At 47.2% G+C, this 22,536-nt stretch carries 29 protein-coding genes and 1 tRNA gene; 17 read left to right on the top strand and 13 right to left on the bottom strand.

The genetic code is table 11. From position 1 onward, the window contains the following. Nucleotides 1–110 precede the first annotated feature (110 nt). Together ESZ91_RS04400 and ESZ91_RS04395 are read left to right on the top strand one after the other, a co-directional pair. The gene (locus ESZ91_RS04400) at nt 111–815 is read left to right on the top strand and encodes a tRNA threonylcarbamoyladenosine dehydratase (protein WP_129224502.1); all 705 of its coding nucleotides are present in this window, start codon (nt 111–113) and stop codon (nt 813–815) included. Nucleotides 816–837: 22 nt separating this feature from the next. Continuing rightward, nucleotides 838–2,001 (top strand): iron-containing alcohol dehydrogenase, encoded by a 1,164-nt coding sequence (locus ESZ91_RS04395; RefSeq protein WP_129224500.1) that lies wholly within the window; start codon nt 838–840, stop codon nt 1,999–2,001. A 38-nt stretch (nt 2,002–2,039) separates the two neighbouring features. Here ESZ91_RS04395 and ESZ91_RS04390 read toward each other — a convergent pair whose 3' ends face one another. From ESZ91_RS04390 to ESZ91_RS04375, 4 genes are all read right to left on the bottom strand, one after another. After that, nucleotides 2,040–2,687, bottom strand: coding sequence for a Crp/Fnr family transcriptional regulator (locus ESZ91_RS04390; RefSeq protein ID WP_201270847.1), 648 nt, complete (start codon nt 2,685–2,687; stop codon nt 2,040–2,042). Between the two features lie 142 nt (nt 2,688–2,829). Beyond that, the gene (locus ESZ91_RS04385; protein WP_201270846.1) at nt 2,830–3,372 is read right to left on the bottom strand and encodes a QueT transporter family protein; all 543 of its coding nucleotides are present in this window, start codon (nt 3,370–3,372) and stop codon (nt 2,830–2,832) included. 91 nt (nt 3,373–3,463) lie between these two features. Further along, nucleotides 3,464–3,673, bottom strand: a complete 210-nt coding sequence (locus tag ESZ91_RS04380; protein ID WP_129224498.1) for a hypothetical protein — start codon at nt 3,671–3,673, stop codon at nt 3,464–3,466. A 36-nt stretch (nt 3,674–3,709) separates the two neighbouring features. Then, on the bottom strand, nt 3,710–3,970 hold the full coding sequence (locus ESZ91_RS04375) for a hypothetical protein (protein WP_129224496.1): 261 nt from the start codon (nt 3,968–3,970) through the stop codon (nt 3,710–3,712). 128 nt (nt 3,971–4,098) lie between these two features. Between ESZ91_RS04375 and ESZ91_RS04370 the strand changes: the two genes are divergently transcribed. From ESZ91_RS04370 to ESZ91_RS04325, 10 genes are all read left to right on the top strand, one after another. Then, complete coding sequence (locus tag ESZ91_RS04370) at nt 4,099–4,590, top strand: Lrp/AsnC family transcriptional regulator (protein ID WP_129224494.1); 492 nt, start codon at nt 4,099–4,101, stop codon at nt 4,588–4,590. After that, the gene (locus tag ESZ91_RS04365) at nt 4,587–5,762 is read left to right on the top strand and encodes an aminotransferase class I/II-fold pyridoxal phosphate-dependent enzyme (RefSeq protein WP_129224492.1); all 1,176 of its coding nucleotides are present in this window, start codon (nt 4,587–4,589) and stop codon (nt 5,760–5,762) included. The genes ESZ91_RS04370 and ESZ91_RS04365 overlap by 4 nt, the downstream gene beginning before the upstream one ends. Before the next feature lie 184 nt (nt 5,763–5,946). Further along, nucleotides 5,947–6,417 carry a transcription elongation factor GreA gene (gene greA / locus ESZ91_RS04360; RefSeq protein WP_129224490.1) on the top strand — a complete coding sequence of 157 codons (471 nt, stop codon included), beginning with the start codon at nt 5,947–5,949 and terminating at the stop codon, nt 6,415–6,417. 37 nt (nt 6,418–6,454) lie between these two features. Next, entirely contained in the window at nt 6,455–7,441 is a 987-nt protein-coding gene (locus tag ESZ91_RS04355; RefSeq protein ID WP_129224488.1) for a hypothetical protein, read from the top strand. Between the two features lie 19 nt (nt 7,442–7,460). Further along, a complete protein-coding gene (locus tag ESZ91_RS04350) occupies nt 7,461–8,843 on the top strand; it encodes an aminotransferase class I/II-fold pyridoxal phosphate-dependent enzyme (RefSeq protein ID WP_129224486.1) in 1,383 nt (460 codons plus the stop codon). Then, a complete protein-coding gene (gene tmk / locus ESZ91_RS04345; protein ID WP_161971050.1) occupies nt 8,840–9,466 on the top strand; it encodes a dTMP kinase in 627 nt (208 codons plus the stop codon). Before ESZ91_RS04350 ends, tmk begins: the two co-directional genes overlap by 4 nt. Before the next feature lie 11 nt (nt 9,467–9,477). Next, nucleotides 9,478–10,416: a DNA polymerase III subunit gene (locus tag ESZ91_RS04340; protein ID WP_161971049.1), complete on the top strand. Its 939-nt coding sequence runs from the start codon at nt 9,478–9,480 to the stop codon at nt 10,414–10,416. Beyond that, nucleotides 10,413–11,282, top strand: a complete 870-nt coding sequence (locus ESZ91_RS04335; protein WP_129224480.1) for a PSP1 domain-containing protein — start codon at nt 10,413–10,415, stop codon at nt 11,280–11,282. The genes ESZ91_RS04340 and ESZ91_RS04335 overlap by 4 nt, the downstream gene beginning before the upstream one ends. A gap of 98 nt (nt 11,283–11,380) precedes the next feature. After that, nucleotides 11,381–11,551 carry a DUF362 domain-containing protein gene (locus ESZ91_RS04330; RefSeq protein ID WP_129224478.1) on the top strand — a complete coding sequence of 57 codons (171 nt, stop codon included), beginning with the start codon at nt 11,381–11,383 and terminating at the stop codon, nt 11,549–11,551. A 54-nt stretch (nt 11,552–11,605) separates the two neighbouring features. Next, a tRNA-Ala gene (locus ESZ91_RS04325) sits at nt 11,606–11,681 on the top strand. A gap of 336 nt (nt 11,682–12,017) precedes the next feature. Here ESZ91_RS04325 and ESZ91_RS04320 read toward each other — a convergent pair. The 3 genes from ESZ91_RS04320 to ESZ91_RS04315 all read right to left on the bottom strand — a co-directional run bounded on the left by ESZ91_RS04320 (nt 12,018) and on the right by ESZ91_RS04315 (nt 15,176). Continuing rightward, a complete protein-coding gene (locus ESZ91_RS04320) occupies nt 12,018–13,544 on the bottom strand; it encodes a recombinase family protein (protein ID WP_129224476.1) in 1,527 nt (508 codons plus the stop codon). Between the two features lie 153 nt (nt 13,545–13,697). Then, nucleotides 13,698–13,865, bottom strand: coding sequence for a hypothetical protein (locus ESZ91_RS11595; RefSeq protein WP_154071819.1), 168 nt, complete (start codon nt 13,863–13,865; stop codon nt 13,698–13,700). Nucleotides 13,866–14,477: 612 nt separating this feature from the next. Continuing rightward, entirely contained in the window at nt 14,478–15,176 is a 699-nt protein-coding gene (locus ESZ91_RS04315) for a DUF4085 family protein (RefSeq protein WP_161971026.1), read from the bottom strand. A gap of 356 nt (nt 15,177–15,532) precedes the next feature. Here ESZ91_RS04315 and ESZ91_RS04310 point away from each other — a divergent pair, with 356 nt between their 5' ends. Further along, nucleotides 15,533–15,748 (top strand): helix-turn-helix domain-containing protein, encoded by a 216-nt coding sequence (locus tag ESZ91_RS04310; RefSeq protein ID WP_129224083.1) that lies wholly within the window; start codon nt 15,533–15,535, stop codon nt 15,746–15,748. Here ESZ91_RS04310 and ESZ91_RS04305 read toward each other — a convergent pair. Next, nucleotides 15,726–17,276 (bottom strand): recombinase family protein, encoded by a 1,551-nt coding sequence (locus ESZ91_RS04305; protein ID WP_129224474.1) that lies wholly within the window; start codon nt 17,274–17,276, stop codon nt 15,726–15,728. The two genes, ESZ91_RS04310 and ESZ91_RS04305, sit on opposite strands and share 23 nt — an antisense overlap. Further along, nucleotides 17,273–17,608 (bottom strand): recombinase family protein, encoded by a 336-nt coding sequence (locus ESZ91_RS04300; protein ID WP_129224472.1) that lies wholly within the window; start codon nt 17,606–17,608, stop codon nt 17,273–17,275. Before ESZ91_RS04300 ends, ESZ91_RS04305 begins: the two co-directional genes overlap by 4 nt. Before the next feature lie 487 nt (nt 17,609–18,095). On the opposite strand from ESZ91_RS04300, the gene ESZ91_RS11590 reads away from it, so the two are divergent. Beyond that, nucleotides 18,096–18,263 (top strand): hypothetical protein, encoded by a 168-nt coding sequence (locus ESZ91_RS11590; RefSeq protein ID WP_154071826.1) that lies wholly within the window; start codon nt 18,096–18,098, stop codon nt 18,261–18,263. 38 nt (nt 18,264–18,301) lie between these two features. Here ESZ91_RS11590 and ESZ91_RS04295 read toward each other — a convergent pair whose 3' ends face one another. Genes ESZ91_RS04295 through ESZ91_RS04280 form a run of 4 tightly spaced genes read right to left on the bottom strand, consistent with a single transcriptional unit; the run spans nt 18,302 to nt 19,972 of the window. Further along, the gene (locus ESZ91_RS04295; RefSeq protein WP_129224470.1) at nt 18,302–18,706 is read right to left on the bottom strand and encodes a nucleotidyltransferase substrate binding protein; all 405 of its coding nucleotides are present in this window, start codon (nt 18,704–18,706) and stop codon (nt 18,302–18,304) included. Continuing rightward, nucleotides 18,687–19,010: a nucleotidyltransferase domain-containing protein gene (locus tag ESZ91_RS04290; RefSeq protein ID WP_161971048.1), complete on the bottom strand. Its 324-nt coding sequence runs from the start codon at nt 19,008–19,010 to the stop codon at nt 18,687–18,689. Before ESZ91_RS04290 ends, ESZ91_RS04295 begins: the two co-directional genes overlap by 20 nt. After that, the gene (locus tag ESZ91_RS04285; protein WP_129224466.1) at nt 18,997–19,476 is read right to left on the bottom strand and encodes a helix-turn-helix transcriptional regulator; all 480 of its coding nucleotides are present in this window, start codon (nt 19,474–19,476) and stop codon (nt 18,997–18,999) included. Before ESZ91_RS04285 ends, ESZ91_RS04290 begins: the two co-directional genes overlap by 14 nt. A 16-nt stretch (nt 19,477–19,492) precedes the next feature. Further along, nucleotides 19,493–19,972 (bottom strand): helix-turn-helix transcriptional regulator, encoded by a 480-nt coding sequence (locus ESZ91_RS04280; RefSeq protein WP_129224464.1) that lies wholly within the window; start codon nt 19,970–19,972, stop codon nt 19,493–19,495. 242 nt (nt 19,973–20,214) lie between these two features. Here ESZ91_RS04280 and ESZ91_RS04275 point away from each other — a divergent pair, with 242 nt between their 5' ends. The 3 genes from ESZ91_RS04275 to ESZ91_RS04265 are packed head-to-tail and all read left to right on the top strand — an operon-like array spanning nt 20,215 to nt 22,531. After that, entirely contained in the window at nt 20,215–20,718 is a 504-nt protein-coding gene (locus ESZ91_RS04275; protein WP_129224462.1) for an RNA polymerase sigma factor, read from the top strand. Further along, nucleotides 20,715–21,872 carry a hypothetical protein gene (locus ESZ91_RS04270; RefSeq protein WP_129224460.1) on the top strand — a complete coding sequence of 386 codons (1,158 nt, stop codon included), beginning with the start codon at nt 20,715–20,717 and terminating at the stop codon, nt 21,870–21,872. Before ESZ91_RS04275 ends, ESZ91_RS04270 begins: the two co-directional genes overlap by 4 nt. Nucleotides 21,873–21,880: 8 nt before the next feature. Then, entirely contained in the window at nt 21,881–22,531 is a 651-nt protein-coding gene (locus tag ESZ91_RS04265; protein ID WP_129224458.1) for a hypothetical protein, read from the top strand. Nucleotides 22,532–22,536: the final 5 nt, after the last annotated feature.

The raw sequence follows: 22,536 nt of genomic DNA, 5'->3' as shown, positions 1-22,536 counted from the left end.
GTCGCTTACTTTATCATTATATTATACTTTTTTTGTTTTTTCAAGAGTGTTTGAAAATTTTTTTTACAAAACGCTTGTAGATACGCGTTCTTTTGGAGTATAATTTTTTTATGGAAGAATTTTATTGCAGAACAGCCGCCCTTCTCGGGGAGGGCGGCGTGCGGAAACTTGCGGGTGCGCACGTGGCGCTGTTCGGGCTGGGCGGCGTCGGTTCGTATGCGGCGGAAGCGCTCGCGCGCTGCGGCGTGGGGGAACTCACCCTGACCGATGCGGACGTGGTTTCGCCCTCCAATCTGAACCGACAACTCGTCGCTCTCCGCTCTACGGTGGGGCGGTACAAGACGGAAGTGATGCAAGAGCGCATCGCGGATATCAATCCCGACTGCAAAGTGCATATAAAGACGCTGTATTTCGACGCAAAGACCGCCGCGGAGTACGATTTTTCCGCCTTTTCCTATGTGGCGGACGCAATCGACAGCGTGGCGGACAAAGTGCGCCTCATCGCCTCGGCGCGGGCGGCTGGCGTGCCCGTCGTCAGTTGCATGGGCGCGGGCAACAAACTCGGCTGTGCTTTCCGCGCGGCGCCTCTGGAAGATACGAAAGTGTGCCCGCTCGCCCGTATCGTGCGGCGGGAACTGAAAAAGACGGGGATCACGGGCGTCAAGGCGATCTACTCGGAGGAGCCGCCCGAAAAAATAGACAGGTCGGCTGCCGCCGCGGGCGAAAAATTTGTGGGCAGCGTCAGTTTCGTGCCAGCGTCGGCGGGGCTCATGATGGCGGGCGAGATCGTCCGCGATCTCGTTTACGGAATATAAATTCGATAAGGAGCGAATTATTATGGAAAATTTTGAGTATTGCACGCCTACGCGCGTGCTGTTCGGCAAAGGACAGGTGGAAGAACTGCCCGCAAGGCTCGCCGCTTACGGCAAAAAAGTACTGCTCACTTACGGCGGCGGCAGTATCCGAAAGATCGGACTGTACGACAAGGTGAAAAAACTGTTGGACGGTTTCGAGATCTACGAACTTTCGGGCATCGAACCCAACCCCAAACTGCAAAGCGTGGAGGAGGGCGCGAAGATGTGCAAGGAAAAAGGCGTCGAAGTCGTCCTCGCGGTGGGCGGCGGCAGCGTGCTCGACTGTTCCAAGGCGATCTGCGCCGCCGCGTGTTACGACGGGCAGGCGTGGGATCTCATCACGGGCAAAGTCCCTACAAAAAAGGCGCTTCCGCTCGTCACCGTGCTCACCCTCTCCGCCACGGGCAGCGAATACGACTGGGGCGCGGTCATCTCCAAGCCCGATACCAACGACAAAGTCGGCTATCTCGACGGGCATCTCTTCCCCGCGCTCTCGATTTTAGACCCCGAATACACCTATACCGTTTCCGCGCGGCAGACTGCGGCGGGCGCGGCGGATATCATGAACCACGTGATCGAGCAGTATTTTACCGCGCCCAACAACTATCTCGCCGATAAAATTTGCGAAAGTTTGCTAAAGACGGTCATCCGTTATGCGCCCAAAGCGATTGGGGATCCGAACGATTACGAGGCGCGCGCACAACTGATGTGGGCAAGTTCTTTGGGCTGCAACGGCATCGCGGGGTTGGGCAACCGCTATTCGGGCTGGCCGTGCCACGCCATCGAACACGCGCTCAGCGGGTATTACGACATCACGCACGGCGTGGGGCTCGCCATCGTCACGCCCCGATGGATGCGGCATATCCTGAGCGAAAAGACGCTCGAACGCTTTGTAAATTACGCCCAAAACGTATGGGGGATCGAAGTAAACGGCAAGGACGGTTTTGCCGTCGCGAACGAGGCGATCGAAAAGACGTATGCGTATTTTGTTTCGCTCGGCCTGCCCATGACGCTCAAAGAAGTGGGCATCGGCAGCGAGCGCCTCGGCGAAATGGCGCATCATATCGCCGTAAACGAGGGGCTGGAAAATGCCTGGTCGCCGCTTACGGAAAAAGATATTTTACAAATTTTGCAGGAATGTCTGTAAAAATAGAGCCTGTTCCTTTCGGAACAGGCTCTTGTTTTTTACTTTTTAAAATATTGCGCGCAAAGTTTCACGTTGCGCTTGTCCATTTCTATGATGCCGTCGCGGCTCATCTTTTTGAGTTCGCGCACCATGGCGCTCCTGTCCACGCAGATATAGTCGGCAAGGCTTGTCTGCGAAAAGGGCAGGGTGAAATAATAATTTTTGTTTTTCGTCGCAGCGGTCACGAAGTATGCCAGAAGTTTTTCGCGGATGGTGCGGCGGCTTAAAATTTCCAGATGTTCGGAAAGCGCCTGCGTCTTTTCGCTCATCAGTTTTACGAGGTTCTGCACCACTACGCTGTGATGCGTGCACGCCTTTTCGCAGCGCTTGACGATATGCTCGTAGTCGATGAAGAGGATCTCGCAGTCCTCGTCGCATACGATGAAAAAACTGGCGTCCGTGCCCGAAAACGCGAGCACGTCTCCGAACACGCCCCCGGGGCGCAACTGTTCGAAAATGGTGCGCACGCCGTTCAGGTCGGTCTTCAAAAGGCTGGCTTTGCCTTTCTGCACCACGCCTACGCGGTCGTGCCCGACCGTGATCTCTTCTCCCTTTTTATAGGTCTTCACCACGGCCTTGAAACAGACCATCATCGCGTCGTATTCGTCTTTTGTAACCCCGTCAAACAGGGACGTCGTAATTTCCACTCCCCACTCCTTGTTGTAAATGCAACATAATCCTCTTTGTAATACTATAAATGATTGAAGAGCGATTGTCAAGCACTTTTTTTTGAAAAAAGTATTGGCAAATATTGGAAAAGCCCCGCGGCTGTGCCGCGGGGCTTGTTGTTTACGAGATCGGTTTTACGGGGCGCTCGTCGCAAAAAGCGGGAATGCCGCGTTCGCGCAGGGAACGCACGCCGAAGTAGAGGGGAACGCCCAGCGCATAGACCCATACGCACTGCGTCACGGCGAGAGAAAGCACCATAAAGGGATAAGAGAGCGCCTCGCCTGCGGTAAATACGATGATCGCGGCGATGCCGAACGCGTTGAGCGCTACGGGGAACAGTCCGCCGACGGCCAGTTTCAGCGGCGTGTTTCTGATCAGTTTTCCCGCAAAATAAGTGCACAGCGCGGCGATGAGGGAAATCAGGCTTCCGCCGAAAATATCCCACGGGCCGACGGGGGAAATGAGGTTTGCGATCAGGCAGCCCACGAACAGCGCGGGCACGCATTCCGCGTAAAAGAGGGGTAAAATAGTAAGAGCCTCCGCGGGACGGATCTGGAACCCCAAAGTTCCGAACGACAGATTTCCCAAAGCGAAGGTCAGCACGGCATACAGAGCGGCCACGATGCCCGCCCTGCACAACATTTTTGTTGTGAATTTTTTCATATGAAATTACCTCGGTTGTTTTTAAGTAGTGTTTTCCGAAAACCTACCGCCGTTATGATAACAAAAATCCTGCCTTTTTGTCAACGATTTTTCAGCCGAGATTGTGAAAAGGCTTGAAAGCGATCGTCCAGAAGGCGATAAAGAGCGCCGCCACGCCGAAAAAACTGTTGACGGTGCGGTATACGAGGGCGTTGTACGCGCATAAAACGAGCAGAACGTCCACGCCGAACAGGGCGTTGATACAAAAATTCAGGCCGCAGAGAATGAGCGCGGCAATGGAAAGAATCGCGGAAATCTTCATACCCGAAAGTATGCGCAACATTTGGGAAATTTTGCATTACAGGACGATATTTTCCAAAAGAAGGCAATCGAAATCCACGCTTTCCACAAAATCGCGGGGCAGAAATTTGACGTGGTTGAATTTCGCGAAATTGAAAATATGCGTCTTCAAGAGCACGGGCGTGGGGATATCCATTTCGTGGCATATATCCATGAGATAGGACAAAAAATGCGAATAATCGAGTTTTTCGTCCGGTTCATAGACGAATTGGCGGCGGATCTTCCCGTCTGCCATGATCTTTGCCCAAAGTTTAAACATATTTTCTCCTTAACGTATGATCCGATGATAATTCTATTTTAACATAATTGCGCGAAAAAGTAAAATCTGATTGACAGCGGGGCGGTGAAAAGTTTATACTGTTTGCAAGAAAAACAAGGAGTTCGGAAATGAAAAAACTGGAAGCGGACATTTTAAAGATCCTCGAAGAGGATTGCAGGTATTCCCCCTCCAAGATCGCCGTTATGCTCGACACGAGCGAAGCGGAGGTTTCCGCCGCGATCAAAAATATGGAAGAGAGCGGCGTCATCGTCAAGTACACGGCGATCGTCAACGGCGAAGCCCTGTCGGAAGAGATCGTGCAGGCGCTCATCGAAGTGCGCGTCACGCCGCAGAAGGTGAACGGTTTCGACGCCATCGCCGAGGAGATTTACCGCTTCGACGAGGTGCAGAGTTTGTATCTGATGAGCGGCGGTTACGATCTGGCGGTGTTTATCGAGGGAAGATCTCTGCGCGACGTGTCGCGTTTCGTTGCCGAACGCCTGTCCACCATCGACGGTATCTTATCCACGGCGACGCATTTCATCCTCAAAAAATACAAGATCGAGGGCACGATCGCGGACAGACCGGACGACTCCATGAGGTTATCCGTACAGCCATGAAAGACTTTCTCAATCAGCGCGTCAAGGATTTAAAGCCGAGCGGCATCCGTAAATTTTTCGACATCGTATCGGAAATGAAGGGCGCCATCTCCCTCGGCGTGGGCGAGCCGGACTTTATCACGCCCTGGCATATCCGCAACGCTGCCATCCGCTCCGTACAGCGCGGCTATACCCAGTACACGGGCAACCGCGGCATTCCCAAACTCAGAGAACTCATTTCCCGCTATCTTTTTGAGCGTTTTTCCGTTTCCTATCCCGCCGACAACGTCATCGTGACCGTGGGCGCGAGCGAGGGTATCGACCTCGTCCTTCGCGCGATCTGCGAGGTCGGCGACGATATTCTGGTCCCCGAACCCAGTTACGTTTCCTATTTTCCCTGCGTGCATCTTTCGGGCGCGAACGCCGTCCCCGTCAAATGCGTGCGCGAAAACGGGTTTATCGTCACGCCCGAAATGCTGGAAGGTTCGATCACCCCGCGTACAAAGGCGATCATTCTGCCCTATCCCAACAATCCCACGGGCGGCATTATGACCAAAGAACAACTCGAAGCCATCGTGCCCGTCATCGTAAAGCACGACCTTCTGGTCATTTCCGACGAGATCTACGCCGAACTTACCTACGGCGGCAAGCACGTTTCCGTCGCCTCGTTCGAAGGGATGCGGGAAAGGACCGTGCTCATTTCCGGCTTTTCCAAGGCGTTCGCCATGACGGGCTGGCGCATCGGGTTCGTGTGCGCGCCGCCCGAAATAGACAAGGCGCTCTTTAAAATACACCAGTACGTCATCATGTGCGCGCCGACAAATTCGCAATATGCCGCCATCGAGGCGTTGGAAGAGGGCTTTACCGACAATTTTTCGGTGGTCGAGACCATGCGCGCGGAATACGACAAGCGCCGCCGATTTATGGTGGATTTTTTCAACGGCTGCGGCCTCAGATGTTTCGAGCCGCGCGGCGCGTTTTACGTGTTTCCGTCGGTGGAATCGCTGCAAACGGACGGCGAGGCCTTTGCGAACGGGCTTTTGCGTGCCGAAAAGGTGGCGGTCGTTCCGGGCAACGCGTTCGGCGACGCGGGAAGATTTCACGTGCGCTGTTCCTATGCCACGAGCATGGCGAATCTGAGCGAGGCGGCTTCGCGCATCGGAAAGTACCTGGACCAAGTGAAAAAGGGCTGAAAAGCGCGAGAAAAATGCAAAATTCGCCCTGCTTTGCCCTGTCGGTAAGCCGAAAAAAATCAAAGCCGCTTGACAAGATTCAAAAGAAAGAGTATAATATAAAAAGAGTAAGAGTGATTCCGCTTTCTGATTGGCGGAATCATTGTTTTATCAACAAATATGGAATCACGGGAGCAAGTGAAAAATGTCGGAAGAATTCATCATGACGCAGAAAGGGTATGACGAGGCGGTCGAAAAACTCAAATACCTGCAAACGGAAAAGAGAAAGGAAATCACCGAGCGCATCAAGGTGGCGCGCGGGTTCGGAGATCTGAGCGAGAACGCGGAATACGACGCGGCGCGCAACGAACAGGCGATGAACGAAGGGGAGATCCTGGAACTGGAGGCCAAGATCAAAAACGCGAAGATCGTCGAAGAGAGTACGGATATTTCCAAGATCCATTTCGGAAGCAAAGTGAGAGTGTACGATTACGACATGGAAGAAGAGGCGGTCTATACCCTCATGGGCACGACCGAGGCGGACCCCATGAACAACGTCATCAGCATCGATTCTCCCTTCGGCAAAGCGCTCCTCGGCAGCGCGAAGGGCGCCGTGGTCACGGTGCACGCCCCCGGCGGCGACTTCAAAGTGGAGATCAAAGAAATTCTCGAATAAACGCCGGCTTTCGGCGCAAAATAAGGAAAAATAACGCATGGACGCACACATCAGCAAAAAAAGAATCGGGCATATGCTATCGTATGATTGGATCAAGATCATCGCGATCGCAGCGGCGGCGATCATCGTCTGGTCGCTGCTGTTCACCATGCTCGCAACGCGCGCTACCATCGGGCAGACGTTTTATTTCTATTACTTCAACGATATGGAATTGAAGAATAACGAAAAACTCAACACCCTCGATTATCTGAAAGAGAAGAACGCGCTTTCTTACGACGTACTCGAATTTACGCAAGGTTCGTTTTCGGACGACTCGCAGACTTCGCAGGCGATGGCGGCGTGGTTTTCCGCCAAACAGGGCGATATTTTGTGGGTATCCGACGTGAAACCCGAGCCTGAAAAAGAGGGCGAGGAAACGTTCAGCAGATTGCAGCAGTTCGCCACTTCGTATTATTCGATCCTAGCGCCCCTCGGCGAAGACTACGTGGACGACGATGGGAAGATCGTCAAGGAAGACTATCTGAAAACGTGCGAAAAATATCTTGCGCAGTTTTATACGGACGGCGATTTCCGTGAGGGAAATCTGGATGCGGGCGCAGTTGAAAATTCTTTCCGCACCCGCATGAAAAAGGACAAGCGTTATAAGACGGAAGCGCAGATAGCAGAGGGTATAAAAGACGAAACGGCGCGCATCGAAAACTTGCGGGACAGTTATCTGAACGTGCAAAAGGCGCTCGAAGTCGGCGTGCTTTCCATCAAGGAAACCAAGATCTGGCAGGACAAAAACAACGATAACAACGTGGACGATGACGAATGGAAGACCGTTCGCTGCGCTTTCGATCTGAGCAATCTGACCAACATCACGGAATATATCACCAACGGCGACAAAGATAAGAGCAACGAGGGGATCTGTCTTTCCGTGTTCGATTGGGCGGCGTCGCAGTACGATCTGCAGTTCGAGCCGATCACCTATCTGAATTTTATTCTGACCACATACGACAAATCGGGCAAACTGTCCGCGTAAACGACGCAGGAGGGAGAGCATGGAATACCGAATTCTCGGCGCGATGAAAAAGTACAAGGGCATACGCCCCGCGCGTTTTCATATGCCCGGACATCAGGCAAACCGCAAAATATTTTCCTTGTTCAGGGATGCGGCTCTGGATATCACGGAGTTGTCCTTTTCCGACTGTCTGGAAGATCCCGACGGCGTGATCGCCGTGGCGGAGCGCGAGATCGCGGAAATATTGGGCGCGCGCAGGAGTTTTATCGTCACGGACGGCTCTTCGTGCGCCGTGCTTTCCATGCTGTTCGCCGCGCGCAAATTCGGATCCAAAGTCATCATCGGCCGCAACTCGCACAAGAGCGTCTACAACGCCTGCGCCCTCTTAGGCATCGAGCCGTATATCTTAAAAGCAAACGAGATAGACGGCGTTCTGCTCCCGCCCACGCCGCTGGACGTGGAGGAAGCGTTCCAGAAAGAGAGCGACGTGTGCGGCGTGCTGCTCACCTCGCCCGACTATTACGGCAATATCGCGGAATACGAAAAGATCCGTAAGATCTGCGAAAAGTATAAAAAACTTTTGATGGTGGACGGCGCGCACGGCGCATACCTCAAATTCGACGCGGACAACGGTTCGGAAGAATCGGGCGCGGCGTATGCGGGCGACTTTGCGGATATCTGGGTGGACGGCGCGCACAAAACGCTGCCCACGCTCACGCAGGGCGCGATTTTAAACGTCAGGGACGAGCGGCTCGCCGCCGCGGCGGAAGAGGGCTTGCAGATCTTCCGCACGACCAGCCCCTCCTATCTCATCATGGCGTCCGTCGAATTCGGCGTCAAGTACATGGCGGAGCACGGCGCGCGGCTCATCGATTCCATCAAACGCGAACTTGCGCTCGTCAAATCCCGCCTCGCCAAAAAGGGCGTCAAATTTTATAAAGGTTCTTCCACTTTGCAGTTCGCGGTGGATTTCGGCGGTATGGGTATTTCTCCCTATCTCGCCTGCGAAGAACTGGAAAAGCGCGGCATTTTCGCGGAAATGAACGACGGTCGCTACGTGGTATTTTATATCACCGCGGCGACGACGGCTTCCCGCCTCAATCGGCTGGACCGAGCCCTCCGCCGCGTCGCGCGCAACAAATCTTTGAAAAACACTTACGAGGCCGTGCCCGAATACGTGTGCGGCGTCAAAAAATTCAGTTATCTCACCGCCCTTACCTTCGCGGTGCAGGAAGTGCCCCTCGAAAAGGCGGCGGGCAAAGTCTGCGCGCGCAACGCGGGCGTCACGCCGCCCTGTTTCCCGCTCGTCATCGCGGGCGAGGTCATCGGCAAAGAAACTGCCGAATGCTTGAAACGCGCGAAAAACACGTTCGGCGTCAAGAACGGAAAGATCAGCGTCATCAAGATCGGGGGACGCGTATGAGGGGAGCCTTCATCACCTTCGAGGGCTGCGAAGGGTCTGGCAAATCTACCCAGATACGCCTTTTGAGCCAATATTTGCAGGATAAAAATATCCCGCACGTCGTCACGCGCGAGCCGGGCGGCGGCGAGATCTCCGAAGAAATACGAAAAATTATCTTAAACGGCAAGTTCATGGAGATGAGCGACGAGTGCGAGGCGCTTTTATACGCCGCCGCGCGCGTACAACATCTCAAAGACACCGTGGAGCCCGCTCTCGAGCGCGGCGAAATGGTTATCTGCGATCGGTATATCTTCTCTTCTTTCGCCTATCAGGGCTACGGAAGGGGGCTGTCGATCGATTTTCTGGAAAAGATCAACGAATACGCCCTCCGCAATTATATGCCCGACGTAACGTTGTTTCTGAATATCCCGCCTCGGCGCGCGTTTGCGCGCAAGCACGGCGCCGACGAAAACGACCGTATGGAAAAGGCGGGCGAAAATTTTCATCAGCGCGTCTACGAGGGCTATCTGCAACTTTTGAAGCGCTATCCCGATCGGTTCGCTGAAATCGACTGTATGGGGGATAAGTTCCGGACTTCGCAAAATATCGTGCGCCTGTTAACGGCGCGCGGCTATCTGAAATAAAGGAATCGACGGTGAGCCTGTTTTATAAGAGTAAACCTTATCGCATCGTTGCGGGGGACGCGAAAAGCGGTACGCTCTCGCACGCGTATTTACTCGTCTGCCCGGACGGGGCGAACCTGCGCGCCTTTTTAAAGGAACTCGCGGTGCTCGTCGCGGGCGGGGACGAGCGGCGGGACAGGCTGATCCGCGAAGAGCGATTTGCCGATATGGCGGTCATTCCTGCGGAAACGGGCGGAAAGATCGCGGTGGGCGACGTCAGGGCGGTCATCGACGACGCGTACGTGAAACCCCTGGAATCCGACCGCAAACTGTACGTTCTGGACGCCTTGCAGGACGCAAACGCGGCGGCGCAGAACAAACTCTTGAAAATTCTGGAAGAGCCGCCCGAAAACGTGTATTTCATTCTCGGCTCGACCAACGGCTACGCCGTCCTTCCCACTGTGCTCTCCCGCGTCAAAAAACTCGAGCTCGTCGGGTTTTCCGAAAAGGATATCGCCGCGGCGCTCAAAGAAAAATTTCCCTACCGCGAAGACATCGCCGAGATCGCCGCGATTTCGGGCGGAAACCTCGGAAAAGCCGAAGAACTCGCGGGCGAAGGCTCGCTGACGGAACTCTCCGCAAAGGCGGCTCAGATCGCGCTCAATCTCACGGCGTCGACCGCGGTCGAATTCGCGCGGGGGCTGGTTTCGGAAAAAGTGGAAGGCAACAAATTTCTGCCTCTTTTGCGGCTCGCATTCCGCGATATGCTGATGCTCCGCCTGAACCGTAAAGACCTGCTTTTGTTCGGCGGCGAACGCGCCGTTCTGGAAAAAGCCGCGAAACGGTACGATGAACGGGCGCTGGTATTTTCGCAGGAGGCGATCGGGCAGGCGGAACGCAACCTGAAATTCAATGCAAATCCCGCAATGACTTACGAAACGTTGTTTATACGGATCCTGGAGGGACGATGAAAGTAATCGGAATCAAATTCAAAGACGGCGGTAAAATTTACTATTTCGCGCCGAAAAATAACGAAACGTACGAAGAAGGCATGGAAGTCGTGGTAGAGACGAGCAAGAGCACGGAGTTTGCCGTCGTCGCGTTTCCGCCCAAGGACGTTCCCGACGCCGAGGTGGTGCAGCCTCTCAAACCCGTGGTGCGCATCGCCACCAATAAAGACAGGGAACAGGTCAAAAAGAACGCCGAGCGCAAACCCGGCGCTATGAAGATCGCCGAAGAAAAGATCCGCAAGCACAATCTGGACATGAAACTCATCGACTGCGAATTTACGTTCGACGGCACGAAAGTCATTTTTTATTTCGCTGCGGACGGGAGAGTGGATTTCCGCGAGTTGGTCAAAGATCTCGCGTCGGTGTTTCATATCCGCATCGAACTTCGTCAGGTGGGCATCCGAGACGAGACGAGGATTTTGGGCGGCATCGCGCCGTGCGGCAGGGAATGCTGCTGCGCGGGGGCGCTTCCCGAGTTCAAAAAAGTTTCCATCAAAATGGCAAAGGTGCAGGGGCTGTCGCTCAATCCCGGGAAGATCAGCGGTCTTTGCGGCAGGCTGATGTGCTGCCTTTCCTATGAAAACGAATATTACAGCGAAATTTATAAAAAGATGCCCAAACTCGGCAGCGAGGCGACGACTCCCGAAGGAAAGGGGACCGTCGTTTCCGAAAACATGCTGAAACAGACGGTTCGCGTCAAAATCGAGAACAAGGACGGGAGTCTTGTCTACAAAGATTTTCCTTTGGACAAAATTGTTTTCAAAGGCGGGAAAAAAGAAGAGCCCGACGACAAAGCGGACAAAGATCTGAAAAATTTACTCGATTGAGCCGCGAAAAACAATTTACTAATCGAAAAATATGTGATATAATACTCGGGTAAAAGCGGATGGTTTCCGCCTATGAAGAACAATCGGAGGTTATAAATATGGCACATACCATTTCTGATGAGTGCATTTCTTGCGGCGCCTGTGCAGACACCTGCCCCGTGAACGCAATTTCGCAGGGGGATTCTCAATACGTGATCGATCCGGACGTCTGCATCGACTGCGGCGCGTGCGAAGACGGTTGCCCCGTTTCCGCGATCAAACCGGAATAATTAATTTTATTCCAATCCTTTAAATTTCCGCGCGGCTTCACGCCGCGCAATCATGGGGATATAGCTCATCTGGTAGAGCGCTTGAATGGCATTCAAGAGGTGGACGGTTCGAGTCCGTTTATCTCCACCACGTTTAACCTAAATTGAACATCTCAAAAAGGTGTTTGGTTTAGGTTTTTTCTTTTGCCGCGGAAAGCCGTTTAATCGCGTTTAAGGCTCGAAATCGGCAATTTACGGCGCACAATGCTTTCGGTCGAGTAAATCTCCGTAACGGTGAGCGGCGGCGGTTTATGCCGCGAAAGGCTCTTGACGCGAGTCGGAGCGTGTTAGGCTGTTTCCGCCGAAGGCAAACCAAAACCCCGTACCCTGTTTGGGTGCGGGGTTGCATGGTTTCGCCCGTATTTGCCCTCAAACACGCTCCGAGAGAGGCTCGTGTCAAGAGCACCGTGGAATAAATAGCCGCCGCTTATACGGTCATGATCACTCGTATCGCGCGCATGGCGGGATTAGGTTTATTCTGTATGATATACGGCATGAAAGCAATTTCATCGTAAAAAGAAAAGCCCTGACTGTTTCCGTCGGGGCTTGTTTGTATGGGGCTATTGTAGTAAACTATCATTTTGTCGTTATACAATACGATTTGCTTTATAAGCAGGTTTATCAGCATTTGCGGCTCTTTCAGTAAAGCCTGTTCGTAATATTTCCGTATCTTATCTTCGGATAGGGTTATCTTTGTTTTGCTCTGTTCTATCAATATATTTCTTTCGAGTTCCGTAAGTTTGTTTTCGAGTTCGTGCAAACGCTTATTTGTCGTAGCGGAGATAATACCCTGTTCGATAGCGGACATCAAGTTGTTCAATGCCGTTTCCGTCTGACGCTTTTCCGAAAGCAATGTTTTGAGTATCGGGCTTTCTTTGTTCTGCATTTCCTGTATCTGCATAAGCCCGTCAACGACCTTGTTCATTGTATCGGGCTTGGAGAGTTCGCGCAGGATAGTTTCAAGTACAAAGTTTTCCAAAAACTCTTTGCGTAATGCCGTTTTTTCACAACCGTTGCGATACTTTTTTCTGCCGTGGCATTTGTAGTAGTGTATCACTTCACCGTTTGAGGAAGTACCGCTTTCCGCGCTTATCGGGTGTCCGCAATATCCGCATTTCAGTTTATGGCGCAATAGGTATGTTACCTGTACGCTCCTTTTGCCGTACTTGTTCTTTTGTACTTTTGCCCGTACTTTATCGAAAATTTCAATCGGTACGATTTGCGGATAGATATTGTCGTATTCTTCGCCTTTATTGCGGTAAATGCCGAGATACTTTTCATTTTTCAGTATATGGTACACGGTATTGGGCGCAAACGGTTTTCCGTTATGGTAAACGCCGCGCTCCGTCAAGGCTTTGATAATCGTAGGCACATACACGCCGAGGGCATATTGCGAAAATATGTAACGGACAATATCGGCTTTTTCGGCATCATCAACGATTTTGCGGGCAACCACTTTGTACCCGTAAGGCACGCCCCCGCCGCAGTAAAAGCCTTTCTTACGGCTCTCGTTCAACCCGCGCAATATCTTTTGGGAGAGTTCTTCGGAATAATATTCGGCAAGCCCGATATACATATTTTCAAGTAAAATGCCGTCAAGGTTCTTGGTGCCGTCTATATTTTCCGAGGTGCGTTGCGTAGCGGAAATAAGCGTTTTACGGTTCTTTTTCAAGCGTTGTTTATTGACGGCTATCTCAATGGAATTTCTGCCGAAACGGTCGATTGCATATACAAGCACGATTTCCCACGTTACGGGCTTTTCGCTGTCGGACAATAACTTTTGAAATGCGGCGCGTTGGTCGTTCTTGCCTGTCATGGCGCGGTCGATATAGGTATCGACGATTTGTAAATCGTTGTCTTGTGCATACTTTTTGCAAACGTCTAATTGCCCTTCGATAGACTGCTCGGTCTGGCTTGCGCTGGAATAGCGTGCATAGATAACTGCTGATTTCATGATACATAACTCCTTTGAATTGTTTTTTGTCTTTCGACGGAAACGGACGAAACGGAAACGCAAAGTCTTTCCCTTATCTGTCCGTGTGTTGTCTTTCCGTCAAGGGTTGCCGCAGGCAATGTATTTTACCCTTGACGGAAAGGGTGTTTTCGTTTACGCTCCGACGGACGAAAGACAAAAAGGATTGTTTTCCATTTCTTCTTTGCTCAATTCTTTTATTTCTGCCAATACCGCGGAGAAAAAGGCATTTGTTTCGCAATCTGATAAAGGCGCTATATACAAGTCATTCCCCGCGATATAAGTTAAATCCTGTCGTTTCATATTCTTTCCCTGTCCGTAAAATCTTTATGGACAGATTATATCAAAAACGAATTCAAATTGGTACGGACTGTTCCCGTACAAAAACCATTATCAATCGGATTGTTTTCATTAAATATCGTTTTTTTTCGTACTCTTCCCGCAGATATACGGTTGGGGAAAAGAGAAAAGCCCTCGGACAAAATTCCGAGGGCTTTCAAAAGACTTTTATTCCTTTACTTGTATAAAAGACAAGCGCACGTATTACTGCCATTTGCGAAAAAAAGGGGGGAACAGCAGAATAAAAAAGTATGCGCGACGGTATGCGCGGGAGTGACCGCCGAGCGGTTTAGCGGCGCCACCCCGCGCCGCCGCGCTTTTTTTGTGCGTTCCGCTGTTGCGTTGTTGCTTTGTTTGGGGCGCGTGCTTGTCTTAGGCGCCCGCGAGCGCAGCGAGCGGGTGACGAGGCGGCTCTGCCGCCTCGTCAGCGTAGCCGCCGTACTTGTATCAAGACAAGCACGCGTCCCATCGTCACTTACCTACCTTATCTCGGACTTTTCCCGCGATTTCCGTTTGCTGTGAACATGAAAAAAAAGACGCTCGAAAGCGTCTTTTTCAGTACTGATTTTTATTAAATTATTTGAACCGAAATTCATTATTTGGGGTTATGATTTCCTGTATATCCGTTCCTCGGAATGTCAAGTACCATACTGTATAACGTTCATATTCGTTTCTGTTTTCCATTAAAAAATGTATTTCAAATTTTTTGTCTGTGCGGTACAACTCGGCGGCAATCACCATGCTCCAACCGCTGTTGGGGATATCCGCGTTCCATGCAAACAGTTTTTCTTCCTCCCTTTCGAGTATTTCTCCGTTTTTGATAAGCAATTTTTCGCCGTTGTCAAACAGTAAATAGATATCTTCGTTTTCAAAAATGATATCTGTTAAAAACAATTCCGTGTATTCGCTTACCCCGAGCCTTTTTGTCAGATATTTTTCCGCTTTTTCCGTTTCGCGTTCTGCTTGTTTCAGTACACCTTTACATTGCCGTTTCAATTCTCCGCAATAGGGTTTTAATAATCTTTTTACTTCCTCGCTTACATATCCGAACGCAAAAACACCGATATCTGCAACCTTATCCAATATCGTCGGCGGCATATGCTGCAATAATTCTATCTTTTGCCGCAAGCCTTCTTCGAATTTACGGGCGGCATGGTTTTCATCGAACACAAACGGCGCGCCTGCCGCTATCCGCTTTTCGCAAGTTTTTGCATAATACCTGTATATACATTTTCTGAGTTTTCGTTCCTCTTCGGTTATCCCTTGCTCGTTCATTCTTTGTTCGCACAATTCTAAATCCTTGCAGGGATCCGAATAGATTTCGTCAGATTTTTCAATCTCGATAAATTTTAAATAGCGATTTCGATAAAGGTTGTTGTAATAAACGATATTTTGAGTTTGAGCCTGTTTAGACTTCTTTGTGACGCTGTTTATATATGATAATTTGTATTGTATCAGCCATTCTTTCGTTAAATATTTCATTTTGCACTCCTTTCCTTGTATTCTATATATTTTCGAATGTCAATAAATTGTTCAAGAATATGTTCATAATTGTTACATAGTTGACTATAATTCTATTATATGGATTGTGGGTCAATTAGTCAAGGAATTTTATGAGATAAACTATAAGTATGAAATTCGAAGATTTTAGCATAAATTTAGCAAAAGAAAGAATGGCTGCAAATTTATCCGCTTATGAATTAAGTTTAAGAATTGGTAGAGATGCAAGTTATATTCATAAAGTAGAAAACGGTAAAATTAATATAAGTTTGAAAATGATATTGAAGATTTGTGAGGTTTTAGAAATTGAACCCGTTGAACTATTTAAGCCCCCAAGTAGCAATTAAAAAAATCTATCGAAAATTCGATAGATTTTTTTTCGTTCAATTTACGATATAGGCACTCCACCATAACGGAACTATCCGAACCCGGATAGTAAAAAGAATCCCGATGATTAGATTCATCGGGATTTGTTTTATCTGTAAAATTGTAATAGATAATAATTTTATCGTCATATACGACGATTTTTTGTATCAGAGTTTGCAGCATCTTTTTAGGTTTTTGCAGAATGGCGTTCGTGAGAAAGTCAATAATATTTTCTTTTGTTAAAATGGTTTTCTCTTTGTATTGTTCTATGGCAATGTTTGATTCAACGTCGGCAAGTTGCTTTTCGAGTTCCTCCATGCGTGATTGAGTTGTTGCATTGAAAATACCTTTTTCGACGGCTTTCATAATGTTAGCCAATGAACGTTTGATTTCGTCGCGTTGGTTTTCTAAAATGCTCAATACTGATTTTTTGTTCATTCGCGTTTTATGTACATTCATGATCTCATTGGCTATCAAGTCAATATTAGACTGATCTTCGAAAAGTTGAACGGTAGTATCCGTTATAAGTTTTTCAAATTTATCTTTTGAAACCGCTGATTTATTACAAGAATTATTACGTTTTCTTGCCATACAATTATAATAGTGCATGGTTTTGCCCGTATGAGAAGTACCGCTGTCGCCATGCATATTTTTACCGCAATACCCGCATAAGAGTTTTCCCTTTAATAGAAATTCTGTGCGGGTACTTTTTGAACCTTTTTTATTTGTCTGCAATATTTTTTGTACGTCTTCGTAGATGTATTTTGGAACGATCGCGGGAAAAATGTTATCATAAACGCCTTCATCGTATCGACATATACCGATATATTTTTCAAGGCGCAACATTTGATAAACGGTATTCATAGCGAAGGGCTTTCCTCGATAAGTCAAGCCTTTCTCGGTCAATTTCCGAATAATTTCTTTTACGGTTGTACCTTCCGCATATTGTTGAAAGATAAAACGGACGATTTCGGCACGTTCTTCGTCGATAAATACTTTTTTATTTTCAACATAATATCCGTAAGGAAGAATACCGCCGGAGAATTGACCTTTCATGCGACTTTCGTGCAGACCTCTGCGAATTTTTTGTGAAAGTTCAGCGGAATAGTATTCCGCAAGCCCGATATAAACATTTTCGAGCAAAATACCGTCAAGGTTTTTTGTCCCGTCAATATTATCAGAAGTCCGTTGTGTAGCAGAGATAAGCATTTTGTTGTTTTTCTTGAGTTTTTGCTTATTGACAGCGATCTCGATAGAGTTTCTGCCGAATCGGTCAATGGCATAGACAAGCACAATATCCCACAGTACGTTCTTTTCGCAATCGGCAAGCATCTTCTGAAAAGCAGGGCGATGGTCGTTCGTACCGGTCATAGCTCGGTCTATATAAGTTTCTACGATTTTAAGATCGTGCTGATCAGCATATTGCTGACAAATTCTTAATTGACCTTCAATAGATTGTTCATTTTGTCGTTCACAGGAATAACGTCCGTAAAAAGCAGCGTATCTCATTGTTTCAAAACCTCCTTTTGTTCGATAACAGTGATAATCCGTTTGCCCGCCATGTTGAGATTAAATTGCAATTTAAAATATTCCAGCGGATCATCGGTTAAACGCGACGGATCGGTTATAAGCAGCGAATCCCATTCGCAACTTTGGATTTCGTTCAAAAGTTTGCACATGGCAGGCAGTTTATTCCCGATGCCCGACTTCTTAAAGTCTGAATAAATGTGTAAGATCTTAAAATCATTCTTTAGCGCAAAGGTTTTACAAAGAATGATTTGGCTCTGGATAGCGGCGTCGTTCTCCGCCGTGCTCCATGTGTAAATGATTGCTGTTTTCATTGGAAAACCTCCTAAAAATTATTGTGAATAAAGGATACCAAAAAAAGAAAGAAAAAAGTACGGACTGGAATCGGAACAAATCCGTTTCAATCCGTACAATTTCCGCTCGGCTCCGCCCTTTGTTCGCGAAAACGAAAGAAAAGAGAAAAAACCGACCTGCCTCACCACCCCAAAGGACAATGGAAAAAACAGCAGAAAAGACCGAAGCGGTCAAGGGAAAGGCGAAGTCAAGAAGATATATGTAATAAAAAAAATGCCGCAAAAAAAGTATTGCGTGCGAATCATACATATTCAGTTTTAAGCGATACTTTTTTTCCTTGACGGCAAGGTCTTCTTCTGCTAAAACCGAAAGGAAACGCGGGGAAAGGACGGAAAAAAACGGGGAAAGAAGAAAACCGACCGAAAAGGACGGGAAACCCAACGGGCGGAGTCCGAGGAAAAATTTTTTATTTTATGGTAATATGAAAGAAAAAAGGAGGGAACGGAAATGCAGGAAATTGAAACGAAGGAGAATCCGCTGAATTTAAAGGTGTATGTGAACGGAAAACCCGATCTGCGATTGATACCGAAAGAAAAAGCGGAAAGTATATTGTCTGCGATAGAGTTGGAAATTTCGGAATATTACCAGCGAAAACAATCTTGTCAAAGAGAATAAAAAAGGGGGGGGTGGTTTTAAACTGTCCCCCTTTTTTACTATTTAATTTTTTCAAAAATATACTTTGCAAGATTAGAAAGTTCTTTGCAAAAACGGTTGCTTATTTTATCTGCAATCGTTTGCGCCAACTCGTGTCCATAATCGTGGGAAGTAAGGTTCCTCGAATCGAGCATGTCCAGCCAAAGTGTTTCGTTGGAGATGATTCCTTCCTGATAGGCAAAGGCAAAGACACCTTTGGGAGAAAGAATTTCTAATTGATAGCCTTGATCAGTCATAAACTCACGCAGCGTTTTCCATGCCAGTTCAAAAGTGAACTCAAACCGTTGAATCAATGCGTCTTGATAAATGTCATCGTCACGGTTCTTTTTATAAGCGATATTTGCTTCATTCAGCCGCTTAACGGCTTTGTTGAAATTATCAAATTTATTGGCAAGTTTTATCATAAATCAAAATTCCTTCGGTTTCGATATTTTTAATCAATTTGCTGTCCGTTTCGGATTGCATAAAAACGGTATCGATTTTATGCAAGGTAGGGAGATCTTCCCGAAGGGCATTCCGTAAAAGAACGATTTCGCTTGGTTGTAACTGTCCGTAAATTGCTAAATCATAATCGCTTTTTTGCGTATGATCTCCGCGAGCGCGTGAGCCGAATAATATGACCTTTTCAATGGTAGGATAATTCCTGCAAATATTTTGTATAAAAACCAATAAATTTTTTTCTATATTCATCAATTTAATCTCTTTCATCGGTTCTTCCAAGGATATAATCGGGAGAAACATTGAAATATTCCGCTATTTTTATTAAATAATCAAGAGAGGGTAATGTGTTTGTTCTGATCCAATCATGGAAATAACTCTCGGGGAAAATCATTTTTCGAGCAATTTCAGAATACTTTTTATGTTTTTCATTGGCTAAACTTCTCAGTCTTTCGTGAAAGGATACGTTACATTCTGATTTAATAAAATTTGAATTTGAAGTTTTCCCTAAAAGATAATTTATTGAAATATTCAAATAATCGGCTATTTTAATAAGAGATTGTAGACTGGGAATAATTCCATATAAGCATGATCGGCTGATAACTTCTTTACTGACGCCAACTAAAGAAGAGAATTCATACTTTGTACATTCTTTATCTTTAATAATACTATTAAGACGATCTTGAAACTCAGGCGATATACGTTGAGTTGGGTGTATTGTCGGATTTCTTGGCATAAATTTAAACCTCTTTTTAATTGGTTTTATCGTCGGTTCGTCCAAGCAGGTAATCAATGGATACTTCAAAATAGTTGGCAATTGCGAGCAAATATTCTAATGATGGTAGGGTATGTTCGCGTTGCCAGTCATAAAAAAGATTAGTACTAAAAGGCATCTGTTTTCCAATCTGTGAAAATTTGACGCCCCTTTCCAGGCGCAATTCGTTTATTCGAATATGAAAGGGGACCTTTAGAATTGAGGGAGAAAAAATTGTTTCGTTCGTTAAGCCTAATAAATATTCCAATGAAACTTCACAAGTATCGGCAATTTTTATCAATGGTTTAACGCTTGGAATAATGCCGTAAATGGTAGCACGTGTAATTACGCCTTTACTAACATGCGCTTTCGGGGCAAACTCATAAATAGAGCAGTCTAAATCTGCAATGAGTTCATTAAGTCTTTTTTTAAATAAATCTGAAGTTTTTAAATGTGAATCGGACGGAACCCTCGACATAATTCGTCAAACCCTCCTACAATACTGCAAAATTATTTAACTCGGATAGATGGAATTTCTTTATCTAATATGATATAATATGCGCATATAGAAAATTCACGGTTAGAAGTCTAACCATAAACATATAACTCGGATAGACGGTTTTTCTGTTTTTTAAGGATAGCCTATTTTTTTAAGGTATAAACACGGACAGCGCGCTATCCGAACTAATTATTTTTATAGACGCGCCAAGGAGATAAAAAGTGAATCCGATCTTATTCAATTATTTATTAACGAGGTATCGTAGCAGTTCGAGAGCCGTCACAAAGTTATATGAATATTACTATCCGCTCATTGTTCGGTATATAGACAGGCAATTCCGAGGAAAGGTAGACGGCAAAGACATTGCACAACAATTTTTCATAAAGTTGTTTGAGATCAAGCCGAAGTTTGTTCGTGCGCCGACGGCTTGGGTATATACGATCGCAAGAAACATGGCGTTGGACAAATTGCGCAAAGACAAGCGGTTGGTTTATTCGGACATGGATAACGGAGAGTGCGGAGAATTCCGTTTGAGCGATAAAGCCTTAATCGCATTAGAAGGATTGAGCGAGTCCGAGCAGAAAATAATTTATCTGCGCTATTGGGAACGTTTTCGATTAAAAGAGATCGCGGAACTGTTAAACGAAAAATACGATGCGGTAAAATATCATCACCGCATCGCTAAAAATAAATTAAAAATTCATTTCAGGGAGGAAGAAAAATGAAAAGAATGCACAAAGGAATTGCAATCGTTGTTTTAACGGCAATGATCGCGGCTATGTTGGGGATCGGCATTACGGCGAATGCGGCGGTTGTCGAAAGCGAGGCAGATATGCTGTTCTACGAAACGTTAAACGAAATATTCGACTATGAAAATGCCGACACCACTACGGTATCGGCGGAAAAGGAAAGAGTATATGATATTGAATTGAATGAGTTGGGTATCGCTTACAGTTTTATATACGGCGAAGGACAGGGCTTTGCGCTATTGATAGACGACGGGGCGTTACGCGTAACGGAGTTTTATCCGCAAGGGGAAAGCCCGTATCGTCAGGAAGAAGGCAAAAATGTATATGTTAGGCAGGGTATCTATTGGTACAGCGACGGCGGGAGTTTCTATGACTGCGAAACAAATCTGCCTGTTTCTGAAAATTCGGTAGAACTGTTAGGCGAGGACGCATATCGCGGAACGGGCGACGCTTACTATGAAAATAAGCGGGTAGATTACATATATAGGTCGGAGAACAAATATAATATGCTGCCGTCGATCCCCGGCTGTATGCACGGAGAGGCAGCCTCCTGCGTTGCAAAAATGTGCGTGAACCTGGTCGTATATCTGGATAAAACGTATCCGAATTTGATCCCGAATTACGAACCGGGCGTATCTTTTATGGGCAGTTATATGTATCTTTCGGACACTCCGGAAACGAGAGCGGTGTTCGATCAGCTTTATATAGATACGGGAACGGATGGAAACGGCGCAACGGTATCGGACTTCAAAAGCGGATTTAAAAAATATGCGAACAGACAGGGATATCAAGCGAGTTATACGAGCCTTATGTCATGGCGGACTTTCAATTATAACTCTGCCAAAACGGCGGTAACGTCTGGAAAACCGATAGCCTTGTTCATGGAAAATTACAGAGGATTAAAAATATCCGAGCTGGACGGTTACGATTTTCTTGAATATGAGATCACAAACGGAAATCATGCCGCGGCGGGGTTTGGCTGTCTGGAAGTGAATTATACTTTGGCAGGAAACAAGACGAGGACGGATAAATATGTATACGGCGCGTTGGGTGTGGCATTGTACGATAAGGGCTATATCAATATCGGCGAAGTAAAAATCGTAGATGCCTATGCGCTAACGATCTCGTGAGGAAAACCATGAAAAGGTTAAAAAAGGCGATAGAGAAGGAAAACGCCGAGTTGCTGGAAGAGGATCGTTCGTTTTTAGAAAATACGCTGATTCCGAAGGCACAGGCGAACCGAGTTGCAAACAAAAAAGTGAAACGGATCATACCAGTCGCGGGTTGCCTTTTATTCTGTATCACAGTTTTTGTGCTCTGTACAATATTTCTATTCCCTCCGAAGGACGATTTTGACGATACTTATAAATCAAGTAAATCGGAATTATCGGAAGTCAATGAAAATCTGACATTGACGCAGATGGCGGGAGAGTATTCCTCTATCGAAAAAACGTATAAGATAAGCGACGGCAAGGCGGTCAGTTTCTTTCTCGTACAAAACAGAGTGGAGACAGAAACGGAAATCCTATCCTGCAAATTCAATCTGATCATAGACCGGGAATATAAGCAGGGCGATCCCGACGGGTACGATCAACAGAGCGAATACCTCGACTATACATTATATTATCGCCGGACGATAACGACGGGAGAGTTCAATATTTATCAGATCAGCGCCTACATGGATACGGGCGCAGAGCAATATTTTATAGAATACGAAAGATGGAGCGTTGAGCAAACGGATAATTTTATCGAGTTTCTTTCGACAAAGATTAAAAATAAAACATCATAAAATAA

It is taken from the genome of Candidatus Borkfalkia ceftriaxoniphila (assembly GCF_004134775.1).
In the GTDB taxonomy this organism is placed as follows: Bacteria; Bacillota; Clostridia; order Christensenellales; family Borkfalkiaceae; genus Borkfalkia; species Borkfalkia ceftriaxoniphila.
The sequence above is the reverse complement of the archived record's forward strand: the minus strand, read 5'-3'. Positions and strand labels throughout refer to the sequence as shown.

What these genes read in the sequence shown, in the direction of transcription:
- ESZ91_RS04400 (WP_129224502.1), top strand. Translation starts at nt 111, where the DNA reads ATGGAAGAATTTTATTGCAGAACAGCCGCCCTTCTCGGGGAGGGCGGC.
- ESZ91_RS04395 (WP_129224500.1), top strand. Translation starts at nt 838, where the DNA reads ATGGAAAATTTTGAGTATTGCACGCCTACGCGCGTGCTGTTCGGCAAA.
- ESZ91_RS04385 (WP_201270846.1), bottom strand. Translation starts at nt 3,372, where the DNA reads ATGAAAAAATTCACAACAAAAATGTTGTGCAGGGCGGGCATCGTGGCC.
- ESZ91_RS04380 (WP_129224498.1), bottom strand. Translation starts at nt 3,673, where the DNA reads ATGAAGATTTCCGCGATTCTTTCCATTGCCGCGCTCATTCTCTGCGGC.
- ESZ91_RS04375 (WP_129224496.1), bottom strand. Translation starts at nt 3,970, where the DNA reads ATGTTTAAACTTTGGGCAAAGATCATGGCAGACGGGAAGATCCGCCGC.
- ESZ91_RS04370 (WP_129224494.1), top strand. Translation starts at nt 4,099, where the DNA reads ATGAAAAAACTGGAAGCGGACATTTTAAAGATCCTCGAAGAGGATTGC.
- ESZ91_RS04365 (WP_129224492.1), top strand. Translation starts at nt 4,587, where the DNA reads ATGAAAGACTTTCTCAATCAGCGCGTCAAGGATTTAAAGCCGAGCGGC.
- greA (WP_129224490.1), top strand. Translation starts at nt 5,947, where the DNA reads ATGTCGGAAGAATTCATCATGACGCAGAAAGGGTATGACGAGGCGGTC.
- ESZ91_RS04355 (WP_129224488.1), top strand. Translation starts at nt 6,455, where the DNA reads ATGGACGCACACATCAGCAAAAAAAGAATCGGGCATATGCTATCGTAT.
- ESZ91_RS04350 (WP_129224486.1), top strand. Translation starts at nt 7,461, where the DNA reads ATGGAATACCGAATTCTCGGCGCGATGAAAAAGTACAAGGGCATACGC.
- tmk (WP_161971050.1), top strand. Translation starts at nt 8,840, where the DNA reads ATGAGGGGAGCCTTCATCACCTTCGAGGGCTGCGAAGGGTCTGGCAAA.
- ESZ91_RS04335 (WP_129224480.1), top strand. Translation starts at nt 10,413, where the DNA reads ATGAAAGTAATCGGAATCAAATTCAAAGACGGCGGTAAAATTTACTAT.
- ESZ91_RS04330 (WP_129224478.1), top strand. Translation starts at nt 11,381, where the DNA reads ATGGCACATACCATTTCTGATGAGTGCATTTCTTGCGGCGCCTGTGCA.
- ESZ91_RS04320 (WP_129224476.1), bottom strand. Translation starts at nt 13,544, where the DNA reads ATGAAATCAGCAGTTATCTATGCACGCTATTCCAGCGCAAGCCAGACC.
- ESZ91_RS11595 (WP_154071819.1), bottom strand. Translation starts at nt 13,865, where the DNA reads ATGAAACGACAGGATTTAACTTATATCGCGGGGAATGACTTGTATATA.
- ESZ91_RS04315 (WP_161971026.1), bottom strand. Translation starts at nt 15,176, where the DNA reads ATGAACGAGCAAGGGATAACCGAAGAGGAACGAAAACTCAGAAAATGT.
- ESZ91_RS04310 (WP_129224083.1), top strand. Translation starts at nt 15,533, where the DNA reads ATGAAATTCGAAGATTTTAGCATAAATTTAGCAAAAGAAAGAATGGCT.
- ESZ91_RS04305 (WP_129224474.1), bottom strand. Translation starts at nt 17,276, where the DNA reads ATGAGATACGCTGCTTTTTACGGACGTTATTCCTGTGAACGACAAAAT.
- ESZ91_RS04300 (WP_129224472.1), bottom strand. Translation starts at nt 17,608, where the DNA reads ATGAAAACAGCAATCATTTACACATGGAGCACGGCGGAGAACGACGCC.
- ESZ91_RS11590 (WP_154071826.1), top strand. Translation starts at nt 18,096, where the DNA reads ATGCAGGAAATTGAAACGAAGGAGAATCCGCTGAATTTAAAGGTGTAT.
- ESZ91_RS04295 (WP_129224470.1), bottom strand. Translation starts at nt 18,706, where the DNA reads ATGATAAAACTTGCCAATAAATTTGATAATTTCAACAAAGCCGTTAAG.
- ESZ91_RS04290 (WP_161971048.1), bottom strand. Translation starts at nt 19,010, where the DNA reads ATGAAAGAGATTAAATTGATGAATATAGAAAAAAATTTATTGGTTTTT.
- ESZ91_RS04285 (WP_129224466.1), bottom strand. Translation starts at nt 19,476, where the DNA reads ATGCCAAGAAATCCGACAATACACCCAACTCAACGTATATCGCCTGAG.
- ESZ91_RS04280 (WP_129224464.1), bottom strand. Translation starts at nt 19,972, where the DNA reads ATGTCGAGGGTTCCGTCCGATTCACATTTAAAAACTTCAGATTTATTT.
- ESZ91_RS04270 (WP_129224460.1), top strand. Translation starts at nt 20,715, where the DNA reads ATGAAAAGAATGCACAAAGGAATTGCAATCGTTGTTTTAACGGCAATG.
- ESZ91_RS04265 (WP_129224458.1), top strand. Translation starts at nt 21,881, where the DNA reads ATGAAAAGGTTAAAAAAGGCGATAGAGAAGGAAAACGCCGAGTTGCTG.